The organism is Streptomyces sp. NBC_00019 (assembly GCF_045041015.1).
GTDB lineage: Bacteria > Actinomycetota > Actinomycetes > Streptomycetales > Streptomycetaceae > Streptomyces.
On record NZ_CP108302.1, the window covers coordinates 6,129,826 to 6,142,381 of the forward strand.

Below are 12,556 nucleotides of genomic sequence, written 5' to 3' on the forward strand. Positions count from 1 at the left end.
GTGCCCTGTAAGTTCGCGTGTGCACATAGCTGTTGTTCGTGATGCGCAGGTGACGGGGGTCGCACTATGGCGGGGCATCGGCCGGCGGATTGGCATGTCCTCGACCTGGACAAGGATCCGACGCCGGGTGATCCGGACCGGGTCCGGAGTCTGGCCAGGACGCTGCATGACTTCGCCGACGACGTCTCCGACGCGCTCCGCCTCGTCAAGGGCATGTCGGATGAGGACACCCTGCTGCAGTGGGCCGGCAAGTCGGCGGAAGTCTTCAAGGACGAGTTCGGCGGGGTCCCGAAGAACCTGAAGAAGCTGAAGAAGTCCTACGAGTTGTGCGGGAACGCGCTCGCGGATTTCTGGCCGAAGCTGGAGCGTGCCCAGGCTCTCGCCGACAAGGCTCTCGCCAAGGCGCGTGAGGCGCAGGCGAATCTGTCCTCGGCCAAATCCCGTCTTTCCTCGGCCGATTCGTGGGTGACCCGGGCGAGCAAGGAAGCCGACAAGTACAAAGACGATCCCACCGGCAGCAAGTCCGACGCGGACAAGCCCGACGAGTCCAAGGTCAGGGCCGCCACCCGGGACGCCCAGCACGCCAAGTCCGCGCAGAGCAGCGCCCAGTCGGACGTCGACAGTGCACAGGATGCCCTGGACGCGGCGAAGAAGATGGCCGCCGACGCCCGCAAGATGCGTGAGGACGCCGCCCGCGAGGCCAAGACGAAGATCGACGAGGCCTCCGACGCCGGGATCCAGAACCGGTCCTGGTGGGAAGAGGTCGGGGATTGGTTCACCGACAACTGGGACAACATCGTCACCGTCTGCAAGGTCGTCGTCGCGGTCGTCGGTATCGTCGCGATGATCATCGGCGGTCCGATCTTGGGCGCGATCGTCCTCATCGCCGCGCTCGTCGTGCTCGCGGACACGCTCTACAAATACTCAAAAGGCCAGGCGTCCCTATGGGATGTGGGCCTGGCCGCGCTGGACTGCATACCCGGCATGAAGGGCCTGACCACGCTCGGCGGCCTTGCCAAGGGACTCAAGGCCTTCGGCAAGACCGGCCTCAAGGGCATGGCCCTCGGCGTGAAGGGACTCGGCAAGGGCACCCGATCGCTCAGTCGGCAGATGAAGAAGCTGTTCACCTGTGGCGACCCGATCGACATGGCCACCGGCCAGATGGTGATGTCCGAGACCGACATGACGCTCGACGGGGTCTTCCCGCTGGAGCTGGAACGTCATCACCGCTCCGGTCTCCGTTCCGGCCGCTGGTTCGGGCCCAGCTGGGCGTCCACGCTGGACCAGCGACTCATTCTCGATCCTGACGGTGTCCGGTTCACCACGGCCGACGGCATGATCCTCACCTATCCGGTGCCGGAAAAGGGCATCCCCGTGCAACCGGTGGAGGGCCCCCGGTGGCCGCTGGAGTGGGACGGCCCCGAAGCCGGCACCATGACCGTGCGCCAGCCGGATTCCGGCCTGGTCCTCCGGTTCCGGCCGCTGCCCGGCAGGTCGTCGGCGGAGCTCCCCGTGGCCGTTCTCCTCGACCGTAACGGCAACGCGATCGAGGTGGCTTATGGGCCCGACGGAATGCCGCAGGAGATCGTGCACACGGGTGGCTACCGCATCGGGGTGACCGTGGAGGACGGTCGGATCACCACGTTGGCTTTGCGCAGCGACCCTGAGCAGCCCACCCTCGTGCGTTATGGATACGACTCCTGCGGCAACCTCACAGAGATCTACAACTCGTCCGGGCTGCCACTGAAACTCTCCTACGACGAAGAGCGCCGCATCACCGGGTGGGACGACCGTAACGGGACGTGGTACCGCTACGCCTACGACGCGGAGGGCCGCTGCGTCCGTACCACCGGAACCGACGGCATCCTCGACTACACCTACGTCTACGACACGGAGAACCGGACCTCCGTCGCCACGAACTCCCTCGGGCACAAGACCACGTACCGCTTCAACGACGCGTATCAACTCGTAGCCGAGACGGATCCGCTCGGACACACCACGACTCGTGCCTGGGACCGCTACGACAACCTCGTCAGCCTGACCGATCCGCTCAGCCGGACCACGGTCTACACGTATGACGAAGCGGGCAATACCGTCCGGGTCGTTCACCCCGACGGCAGCAGTGCCCACTACACCTACGACGCTCGCGGCGAGCTGGCCACGGCCACGGCACAGGACGGGGCGCACTGGCAGTACGAGTACGACGACCGCGGAAACGTCGTGGCGATCACGGATCCGGTCGGTTCCACCACCGCTTACTCGTACGACGAGCGAGGCGCTGTCGCTTCGGTCACGGACGCGCTCGGCAACGAGAGCCGGGTGCGCAGCAACGCGGCGGGTCTCCCCGTGACCGTGGTCTCTCCCCTCGGCGCGACTACCCGGTTCGCCTACGACGCGTTCGGCCGCGTCCGTGAGGTCGTCGAGCCCGACGGCGGAACCACGGTGGTCGGCTGGACCATCGAGGGACGCCCGGCAAGGAGAGAGTTCTGCGACGGTGCCGCCGAGCACTGGGTCTACGACGCCGAAGGAAATCTCCTCGCGCACACCGACGTGTGCGGTGAGGTCACCCGGTTCGAACCCGCCCCGTTCGACCGTACTGCCGCCCGGATCGCACCGGACGGCACCCGTATCGAGTTCGCGTACGACACAGAACTCCGACCGGTGCGCGTCCGCAACGCTCAAGGTCAGACGTGGGCGTACGAGCACGACCCGCTGGGGAGTGTCATCCGGGAGACGGACTTCAACGGCCGGACCATCACGTATCGCTACGACGCCGCGTCGCGGATCGTGGAGCGGACCAATGGCGTGGGCCAGAGCATCCGGTATCACCACGATCTCCTCGACCGGGTGATCGAGCAGAGCGACTCGGACGGCAACGTCACGCACTTCTCCTACGACCAGGGCGGGGGCCTGGTCAGGGCAGCCAACCAGGATGCCGAGCTGCTCTTCACGTACGACGCCCAGGGCCGCGTACTGACCGAGTCCTGCAACGGCCGTGTGCTGACCAACAGTTACGACGGTGTCGGCCGCCGAGTGCGACGTCGGACCCCTGGGGGGGTGCTGAGCGAGTGGCTCTACGACGCCGACCATCAGCCGGTTGAACTCCGGGGCTCCGGAAAGACCGTGGGATTCGCTCACGACAACGCAGGACACGAGGTTCGGCGTTCCCTCCCGGCAGGGGCCTCCCTGCTGCAGGAGTGGAGTGCGGTCGGCCACCGCCTGACCACACAGACCGTACGGGCATCGGGAGCGGCGGTCGACGCCATCGACCGGCGTTACACCTACCGCTCCGACGGCCTGCCGCTGGTCATCGCCGATTCCGTCACGGGTACGGCGACGTACGAGCTCGACGCGACAGGTCGGGTCACCGCCGTCAACACTGAGGACCGGCTGGAGAGGTACGCCTACGACTCCGTGGGGAACCTGGTGTTCTCCGAGCCGGACGCCACGGTCGGACGCCACGACACCGGCGTCCAGGGGCAGATGACGTACAGCGGAACTCTGGTGCGGACCGCCGGAGCGTCGCGGTACGAGCACGACTCCCAGGGGCGAGTGGTACGCCACACTCGGGCTCTCCTGTCGGGTGGGTCGCGTACTTGGCTGTTCACCTGGGACGCGGAGGACCGTCTGCGTACCGTGACCACGCCCGACGGGCGCCGTTGGCGCTATCTCTACGATCCGCTGGGCCGGCGCATCGCCAAGGAACTGCTCTCGCCGGACGGCGAAACAGTGGACGAGCGCACCGAATTCGTGTGGGACGGCACCCGCCTGGCGGAAGAGAGGCGCTGGACCACCTCCGGCGAGGGCGAAAACCGTGTCACCACGTGGGACTGGGAACCTGGTGGGGATCGTCCCGTCGTGCAGCGCACGCGCGTCGGGGAACGGTGGGACGAGGCCTGGATCGACGAGCAGTTCTACTCCATCGTCACCGATGTCGTCGGCACACCCACCGAACTCGTCGACGAGACGGGCAGCACGGCCTGGCGTTCTCGCCGCACTCTGTGGGGCCTGCCGCTGCAGAGCCGGTCCGCGGGTTCCGCGGACTGTCCCCTGCGCTTTCCAGGACAGTACTTCGATGCGGAAACGGGGCTCCACTACAACCACCACCGGTACTACGACCCGGGCACGGCGCGCTACCACAGCCCCGACCCGCTCGGCCTGGAACCGGCCCCCCACCACCACAACTACGTGGTCAACCCGCTCGTCTGGATCGACCCGCTCGGTCTTGCTCCTTCGTGCAAGACCGTCATCCGGCATTACACGGACAAGAACGGCTTCAACAAGATCATGGGCGGCGGAGGGAAGGACGGCATCACCCTGAAGGTCCCCAGGACCACCCAGGGCAAGAACACGGCGGCGGTGTATGTCTCCCCGATGAGCCCGGCCGACATTGCGAAGAAGCCCGGCGGCTTCAAGTCCTACCTTGGTCTCACCAAGGAGAAGAGCGAGTACATGATCGAGTTCGAGGCCGAGAAGAAGTTGTTCTCGGGACGTCTGCGGGGTGGTCGTGACCACATCTGGTTCTCCAACACCGATGTGGCCATTCCCCGCGACGCGATCAGGTACGCGGGACCGACGTCCGGCTGGAAGGCTTGAACTGCGCGTACGCAGTGGCCACCACCTCACCATCGCAAGGAACACCCATGGATCTCACCGGACACTCGACCGACTTCATCGTGGACGCGTCCTTCCCGGAAGCGATGCGCCGGTTCGTCCGGCGCGGGCAGCAGCGCTGGCCGTGCCTCTTTCTTTACGGGGAACCGCTGTCGCCCGGTGCTGCGACGGACTGGCGCCTTCCGGAGGCGGCGGACGACGACTACTCCGGGATCGTCACGTTCTCCTCCGGCCAACAGATGGAGGACTTCTGGGAGAACAACGGCTACGCGCTCGATTCCTCGGGGCAAGGGCCGTACGCCGTTTTCTACCGTCGGCACGAGCAACCGCTGCATGCGGCGAAGGTCTCGGACGTGCGGACTTCCTCCGCCGAAGCCGCGGAGGCCGTCGAGGGCACGGCACTTCTGCTGTCCGAGTATTACGCCGTCAGCCTGGTGACGCCCGAGGAGCCTGCCACCGATCCGTTCTCCCGAGGCATCGTCGACGACTTCGTGCGGTCCTTCGGGGCGTCTGAGCGATGACCTGGTTCTGAAAGGAAAGTCGGCAGCGCGCTGGTTCCCGACGTGCCCGACCGGAAAGGCTCCCGTCAATGCCCGAGCCCGCCGACCGCAGCCGGTCCCTCGAACAGCTCGAGGGGCAGCGCTGGCCGGACCCGCCGGAAGACACGACGTCCATGGTCAAGAACGTGCACGAGCTGCGCCGCCGCCCGATCGGCGAGCTGCAGCCGCATGAGCTCGCGCGGCTGATCGGTCAGGACGTCGGCCTGCCCTGGCTGCTTCCGGTCGCGGTGGAGATCCTCCGGGATGGTGCTCCGCGCCAGGCGGCCGGCGGCTGAAGCGCTTGAGGAACGCGGCGAAGGCGGTGGGTGGGAAGGCGAGGGTGCCGTGGGTCGGGTTCTTGGAGTCGCGTATCGCTATGTGGGTGTGCAGGTTCGCCATGGCTACGCAGTCGTTGCCCTCCCCGCCGCCCGAGTAGGACGACTTCCGCCAGATGCCGGGGGTGTCCATCGAGTGCCTCGCAACCCTTTCGTCAGCCTGCCTCACCCGAAGACCTTACGGATCTCCTGCGGCGGACGGCCAAGCTTCTCCCACTCGGCAGCCAGATGGGCGGCGAGCAGAGTGAAACCCCTGATCGCGTCTTGTTCCTCCGAGGTGCCCGAGAGGATGGCGTTGCCGTTCGAGTCCGAGGGGCGGATCGAGCGGGACTGTTCGTCGAGGACGAGGAACACTTCGTACGAGCCGTCGACTTCGGCTTTGTAGAGGAGGGAGGGGCAAGGAGCGTCAGGTACGCGAGTGAGCCGGAAGAAGTAAGTCATCGCTGGTCGGACGACTTGAGGGCCTCGATGAACGTGGCGAAGGCGGTGGATGGGAAGGCGAGGGTGCCCTGCGCCGGGTCCTTGGAATCGCGTATCGCTATAAGGGTGCGGTGGTCTGCGATTTCCACGCAGGAGTCGCCGTCGCCAGGGCCTGAGTAGGACGACTTCCGCCAGTTGTCGGGGGTGTCCATCGCGTGCCTCACAGCTCTTTCGTCAGCTTGTGGATGAAGTCGCACGACCGGGCGGGGTCGAGTGACGCGGCCTCCACTTTACGGAAGAGCGTTCGAAAGGCGTCGAGCTGGGCTGCGGAGTCTACGAAGGCTGCGCCATGGGGCGCATCGCGTACGACGGTGTCCAGCCGGGGCACGGCGCCGCCGGCGTAGGTCATGGCGCTCGCAGCACCGGCGAAGCCCTCCAGGGCGAACGGGATGACGCGAACGGTCATGTGATCCGCATCGCTGTGTTCCAGGAGACGGGAGAGCTGGGCTCGGGATGTGGCCCGGTCGCTGACCATGATGCGGAGCGCCGCCTCGTGGATGACGGCCTCGTACGGTGTGGGGGCCGGGCGCTCGAAGATGACCTTGCGGCGCATGCGGTGCTCGACGCGCAACTCCATGTCTTCAGTGGGTAGTTCGGGAACTCGATAGGCGTAGACGGCGCGGGCGTAGGCCTCAGTCTGAAGTGGGCCCGGGATGAACAGGAACTGGACCTCGTGCAGGAACCTGGCGTGGTGCTCCAGCTCGGCCAGGTCCAGGAATGCGGTGGGCAGCGATCCTCGGTACTCCTCCCACCAGCCTCGCGTCCGATCGGTCGCCATGGTGACCAGTACGTCGAGCAACTCTGCGTCTGTGCAGGAGTAGTTGGCGGCCAGGAGGCGCAGCCGTTTCTCGCTCACGCCCGCGAGTCCGGACTCGATGTGGGTGATCTGGGCCGGGCTCACTCCGAGCAGGGTTGCCGCCTCGCGGGCGGTGAGGTCGGCCGCCTCGCGAAGTCTGCGCAGTTCAGTGGCCAGACGTGTCTGGCGCGCCGTTGGTTCTCGCCTCAAGGCTCTCGGCTGCTCCTAGGTCCAACACGCTTGCGGGGGTGACTCGTTCGGCGTCAGATTACGCGATCAGGTTGCTAAATCTATAGATTTATATCTACCGTCGGTGACGTCACGCACACGCTGCGGAACCCTAGGTCCCGAAAGCGCACCACTCCGTCCCGCCATTCCGGATGCGGCACTGCCACCGATCCCTGCCCGCCAACCTCCCTGCCCCCGAACGGAGTTCAGCCATGCCAGAAAACGAACCCTGGGGGTACTCCCTCCACATCCCCAACGACCCCCGAGCCGTCCCCATCTGCCGCCGCACCCTCCGCCTCATCCTCACCATGCACGGCCTGATCCGCCTCGTCGACACCGCCGAGCTGCTCGCCACGGAGCTGGTCTCCAACGCCGTACGGCATACGAAAGGCCCTGCCGCGCTGCGGGTGCGTTGGTCGGCCGGCGTGCTGCGGATCGGGGCGTGGGACGCGAGCCCCGAACCGCCCGAGCCGCCAGGTGAGTGGGAACGGCTCGTCGAGATGGAGGAGGGGCGTGGGCTCGCCCTCGTCCGGGCCCACGCCGATCTCTGGGGCTGGCAGCCGCTCGCGCGGAACGGCAATCGGGGCAAGTACGTGTGGTGTGACCTTGCCGCGGCGTAGCTCGTTGATCACGTCGTATGGAAAGGAGAACTGATGGTCGGTTCGCCGCATGAGGGGCTGCACCGGATCTGCCAGAAGGACCCGGCAAGCTTCACGCGCACCCTTCAGCATGTGCTGCACATCCCGATCCCCGAGCCGCGTGAATTCGAGGTGCTGAACGCGGATCTGACGGAGATCGAACCGGTGGAGCGGCGTGTGGACACGCTGTTACGGGCGGAGACGGATGAGGGGGCGTACCTGCTGGTCATCGAGTCGCAGGGGGCGCGGGACGACGACAAGCGGAGCAGCTGGGCCTACTACCTCAGCTATCTGTACGCGAAGTACCGCTGGGAACCGGTACTGATCGTGCTCACCCAGAGCAGGTCCACGGCCCGTTGGGCGGCCCGGCCGATCCGGCTGGGGTTCCCTGGATGGCATTCGCTCACCGTACGGCCGCTCGTACTGAGCCCGGAGAACGTGCCGCTCATCACGGACGAGGAGGAGGCGCGGCGGGACCCGTTCCTCGCGGCCTTCTCGGCGATGACGCATGGTAAGGGGCCCGGAGCCGCTGCCATACTGAGACCGCTGGCTGCGGCATTGGAGACCACTGATACCGACAGCGCGGGGATGCTCGCGCAGTTCGTCGAGTCCTGCCTGGTTGATGCCCAGGCCAAGCAGATCTGGAAGGAGCTGATGATGCCGGTTCACTACTTCTTCCGGCACGAGGTCGCCGAGCAGGTGCGGGAACAGGGCCGGAACGAGGGTCGTGCCGAGATGATTCTGCGCATCCTTGAGTGGCGCGGGATCACGGTCCCGGATTCCGTCCGCAACCGGGTAGAAGCGTGCTCCGACCTGGACCAGATCGAGGTCTGGGCACAGCGTGCGGTCCACGCGACCCAGGCGGAGGACCTGTTCCGCGACTGAGTGGGCTGACTGTCAGGATCTTCCGGCGAGATGCTCATGCAGGAGACCGACGTCGACCTGCCGGGCCTGCTCCCGACCGTCCTGCGTCGCACGCACCTGTCGACCTACCCGTACGGCCGTTCCTTCGGGCAGTCCTGGGCCTCCACCCTGGACGAACGCCTCGAACTGGACGATGAGGGCGCCGTCTTCGCCACCGAGGACGGCATGCTCCTCTTCTACCCGGTGCCCACACCGGGCACCGCCGTCCTGCCGCTGGAGGGCCCGCGCCTGCTGCTGGACTGGGACGGCGCTCCCGGTGCGCCGGTGCGAATCACCGACCAGGGCAGCGGTATCACTCGCCACTTCGCCTCGCGTCGGCGTCCCACGGCCGCCGACGAGGCCTTCACCCTCCCCCTCGCCGCCATCACCGACCGCAACGGCCTCCGCGTCGACTTCGACCGCGACGACGACGGCACACCGGTCGCCGTACGGGACTCGGCGGGCCGTCATGTGTACGTCGACACCGACAACGACAGCGGACGCGTCACCGCACTCCGTCTCCACAATCCGGAGGACGGCCCCGACGGCACGACGCTCAAGCGGTTCGGCTACGACTCCGACGGCAACCTCGCCGAGATCCACAACTCCAGCGGGCTGCCCCGGAAGCTCACGTACGACGCCCGCGGGCGCATCACGTCGTGGACCGACCGCAACGCCTACTCCTACCGATTCGAATACGACGCCCTGGACCGCTGCACCGGCGGTACGGGCTCGGACGGCAGCCTCGCCTCCTCGATCACGTACGACACGGAGAGCCGCGAGACGCGGTACACCGACGCGCTCGGCCATACGACGACGTACCACTACAACGAACTCCTCCAGCTCACCGCCGAGACCGACCCCCTGGGCCACCGCACCTCCACCGAGTGGGACCGCTACGGGCGGATGCTCTCCCGCACCGACGAGCTGGGCCGTACGACCCGCTTCACCCTCGGCACGCATGGCGAGCCGGTGCGCATGGACCGGCCCGACGGCACCCGCATCGAGGTGGAGTACGACGCCGACGCCCGCCCCGTCGCCGTCACCCAGCCCGACGGGTCGCGCTGGGAATGCGCCTACGACGACCGGGGCAACCTGCTCACCAGCACCGATCCGCTGGGCGCGGTGACCTCGTACGCGTACGACGAGCGCGGGCACCGGATCGCGGAGACCGACGCGCTCGGCAACACTTTCCGGTACGACACCGACGGGACCGGGATGCCGGTGCGGGTCGTCGATCCGCGCGGCAGCGTTGTGACCGTGCACCGGGACGCGTACGGCCGTGTCGTGCGCATCGACGACCCCGTCGGCGGCACCGTCCGCCAGAGCTGGAACCCCGAGGGCCTGCTGCTGTGGCTCGAGCGCGCGGACGGCGGCCGGGAGTCCTGGTCCTACGACGCGGAGGGCAACCTCACCGAACACAGGGAGCCGGGCGGTCCGGCCGCCACCGTCTTCGAGTACGGCGCGTTCGACCTGCCACGCGCCCGGACCGACCCGGACGGCACCCGCTACGTCTTCACCCACGACGCCGAGCTGCGCCTCACCGCCGTGACCAACCCGCGGGGCTTCCAGTGGCGTTACGACTACGACGCCGCGGGCAACCTGCTCTCCGAGACGGACTTCGACGGCCGCACGCTCACCTACGCCTACGACCCGGCCGGGCGCGCGATCAAGCGCAGCAACGGCACCGGCCAGTCGGTGCGGCTCACCCGCGACATCGCGGGCCGGGTCGTGACGGCGCAGACCGACAGCGGCACGGTCACCGAGCTGCGGTACGACGTATCCGGCCGGATGACCGAGGCCGTGAACGCCGACAGCCGGGTCACGTACGCGTATGACGGGGCGGGCCGGGTCGTCGCGGAGGCGGTGGACGGCCGGACCGTCACCAGTGGCTACGACCTGCTGGGGCGGCGCATCCGCCGGACCACACCCTCGGGTGCGGTGTCGCAGTGGTCGTACGACTCCGTGGGTCTGCCCGTCTCGCTCGTCACCGCGGCCGGTGAACTGACCTTCGCGCACGACGCGGCCGGCCGGGAGACCACCCGGGCCCTGGGCGGGGCGGCCACCCTGACGCAGGCGTGGGACTCCGGCCACCGTCTGGTGGAGCAGGTGGTCCAGGCGGCGACCGCCGGGGTCGGCAGCGGCGACGGCAGCGCATCGGGCGGCCCCGCGGTCCGCCAGGCCCGCGCTTACGCCTACCGAGCGGACGGACATCTGACCGCGATCGCCGACCGTCTCTCCGGCACCCGCCGCTTCGACCTCGACCGCGTGGGCCGCGTCACCCGGGTGTCGGCGGACACCTGGACCGAGTCCTACGCCTACGACGACCTCGGCAACCTCACCGTCGCCGAGCACCCGGCGCCGGGCGGCGACGACGCCCAGGGACCGGCGCGGCATTCCGGCACCAAGGTCACCTCGGCGGGCCGTACCTCGTACGAGCACGACGCGCAGGGCCGCGTGACCCGGGTGATCCGGCGCACGTTGTCCGGGCTGCGGCGCGTCTGGACCTACGTCTGGGACGCGGACGACCACCTCACCGAGGCCACGACGCCGGAGAATGGCGTATGGCGTTACCGCTACGACGTGCTGGGCCGCCGCACCTCCAAGGCGCGGGTGCACGAGGACGGTTCCGTCACCGACGAGACCTTCTTCACCTGGGACGCGGCCAACCTCGCCGAGCAGCAGACGCTGCGGGACGGGGTGGTGGAGACGGACACCTGGGACTGGGAGCCGGGTACGCACCGGGCGGCCGCGCAGGTGCGCAGCCGATGGCGCGCCGACGACGACCAGGCCTCGGTCAACCGGCGGTTCTACGCGATCGTCACCGACCTCGTCGGCACGCCGAGCGAGCTGATCGGCGAGGACGGGGAGATCGCCTGGCGGTCGGCGACGACCCTGTGGGGACGGCCGCTGCCGGGCGGCGACGATGGCGACCTGTGCCCGCTGTCCTTCCCGGGCCAGTACCGCGACCCGGAGACGGGCCTGCACTACAACCTCTCCCGCTACTACGACCCGGACAACGCGAGCTACCTCTCCCCGGACCCCCTGGGCCTGGAGCCCGCCCCGAACCACCACGCCTACGTCGACAACCCGCTGCGCTGGAGCGACCCGCTCGGCCTGGAGGGCGACGAGCCGGTCCGGATCTACGACGACTCGGAGTACGACAAGCACGGTTCGAGCTCCTCCGCGTCGGCCAAGGGCGAGATCGGCCGCGCTCCCTCGAACGGTCAGGCCGCACTGGACCGGTCCATCACACGCGGCGACACCGCCGCCGCGGACGATTTCCGGCGCGTCGGCGTGGACCACGTCAACAACGAGATCGTGGTGCTCGACCGGCACAAGTACTTCACTGACGAGAACGGCAAGATCGTCAAGGAGATCTACCATGGCCACGTCCAGGCCTCGTACCCCTCCAGCGCCGTCAAGGAAAACGTCCTGGCCAAGCTGGTGAGGCTCAAGATGATCAACAACAAGAAGAAGCAGAAGGTGCTCCCGCCTCCGTGCGACGGGTGAGGGACGAAAGAAGGAAGACGACCAGTCATGCCGTCCGAGTGGAACTGGGAAAGCGGCGAGGGTCTGCTGGGTCTCGACAACCCCGCGGACTGGGACGCGGCCTACGAGCGCGGTGAGGAGCACCTCGGCACGGCGGTGATCGGACTGGCCTTCAACTGTTCCCTGGAAGCGGCCTCGCCGCGCATCATCAAGGCGATGGGGTTGCCGGACCGTGGTCAGCGAGGCTTCGCCTACACCGCAGCCGGCACCGCGGCCCGTCTCAACGGCACCCTGACACCGGAGCTGTACGCCGCGCTGCGTGCGGAGGGGCACCACGGCATCGCCGAGAACGCCATCGACGACACCCTGGACCACGTGCCGTTCCGGCAACTGCCGACCTGGTTCAAGTGGCGGAAGATCACGTCAAAGGTGCAGGACAAACTGAAGACCTGGCGACTGACCATCACGTATGCGGCCGAGGACGCCTGGAATGCCGTACGCGGTCGTCGTGAGCGGTGACCACTGAAGAGA

Annotated in this window: 10 protein-coding genes and 1 pseudogene; 7 read left to right on the top strand and 4 right to left on the bottom strand. The window is 67.8% G+C overall.

The window, feature by feature from the left end; all coding sequences use genetic code 11:
- The first annotated feature begins 66 nt into the window (after window positions 1-66).
- The 3 genes from OHU89_RS29015 (at window position 67) to OHU89_RS29025 (ending at window position 5,449) form a co-directional block, all read left to right on the top strand.
- Window positions 67-4,596, top strand: coding sequence for a DUF6531 domain-containing protein (locus OHU89_RS29015; RefSeq protein WP_405647134.1), 4,530 nt, complete (start codon window positions 67-69; stop codon window positions 4,594-4,596).
- Window positions 4,597-4,643: 47 nt separating this feature from the next.
- Window positions 4,644-5,135, top strand: coding sequence for a hypothetical protein (locus OHU89_RS29020; protein ID WP_405647136.1), 492 nt, complete (start codon window positions 4,644-4,646; stop codon window positions 5,133-5,135).
- Between the two features lie 68 nt (window positions 5,136-5,203).
- Window positions 5,204-5,449: a contact-dependent growth inhibition system immunity protein gene (locus OHU89_RS29025; RefSeq protein WP_405647138.1), complete on the top strand. Its 246-nt coding sequence runs from the start codon at window positions 5,204-5,206 to the stop codon at window positions 5,447-5,449.
- A 16-nt stretch (window positions 5,450-5,465) separates the two neighbouring features.
- Here the strand turns inward: OHU89_RS29025 and OHU89_RS29030 are convergent.
- From OHU89_RS29030 to OHU89_RS29045, 4 genes and pseudogenes are all read right to left on the bottom strand, one after another.
- Window positions 5,466-5,621: pseudogene (locus OHU89_RS29030) on the bottom strand (DUF397 domain-containing protein); the annotation flags it as partial.
- 32 nt (window positions 5,622-5,653) lie between these two features.
- Window positions 5,654-5,929, bottom strand: coding sequence for a hypothetical protein (locus OHU89_RS29035; protein WP_405647140.1), 276 nt, complete (start codon window positions 5,927-5,929; stop codon window positions 5,654-5,656).
- Entirely contained in the window at window positions 5,926-6,120 is a 195-nt protein-coding gene (locus OHU89_RS29040; protein WP_405647142.1) for a DUF397 domain-containing protein, read from the bottom strand. The genes OHU89_RS29035 and OHU89_RS29040 overlap by 4 nt, the downstream gene beginning before the upstream one ends.
- Window positions 6,121-6,128: 8 nt before the next feature.
- Window positions 6,129-6,974: a helix-turn-helix transcriptional regulator gene (locus tag OHU89_RS29045; RefSeq protein ID WP_405647144.1), complete on the bottom strand. Its 846-nt coding sequence runs from the start codon at window positions 6,972-6,974 to the stop codon at window positions 6,129-6,131.
- A gap of 230 nt (window positions 6,975-7,204) precedes the next feature.
- Here OHU89_RS29045 and OHU89_RS29050 point away from each other — a divergent pair, with 230 nt between their 5' ends.
- Genes OHU89_RS29050 through OHU89_RS29065 form a run of 4 tightly spaced genes read left to right on the top strand, consistent with a single transcriptional unit; the run spans window position 7,205 to window position 12,544 of the window.
- Window positions 7,205-7,612: an ATP-binding protein gene (locus OHU89_RS29050; protein WP_405647145.1), complete on the top strand. Its 408-nt coding sequence runs from the start codon at window positions 7,205-7,207 to the stop codon at window positions 7,610-7,612.
- 33 nt (window positions 7,613-7,645) lie between these two features.
- A complete protein-coding gene (locus OHU89_RS29055) occupies window positions 7,646-8,515 on the top strand; it encodes a hypothetical protein (protein ID WP_405647146.1) in 870 nt (289 codons plus the stop codon).
- A 30-nt stretch (window positions 8,516-8,545) separates the two neighbouring features.
- Window positions 8,546-12,046 (top strand): RHS repeat-associated core domain-containing protein, encoded by a 3,501-nt coding sequence (locus tag OHU89_RS29060; protein ID WP_405647147.1) that lies wholly within the window; start codon window positions 8,546-8,548, stop codon window positions 12,044-12,046.
- 27 nt (window positions 12,047-12,073) lie between these two features.
- The gene (locus tag OHU89_RS29065; RefSeq protein WP_405647149.1) at window positions 12,074-12,544 is read left to right on the top strand and encodes a hypothetical protein; all 471 of its coding nucleotides are present in this window, start codon (window positions 12,074-12,076) and stop codon (window positions 12,542-12,544) included.
- Window positions 12,545-12,556: the final 12 nt, after the last annotated feature.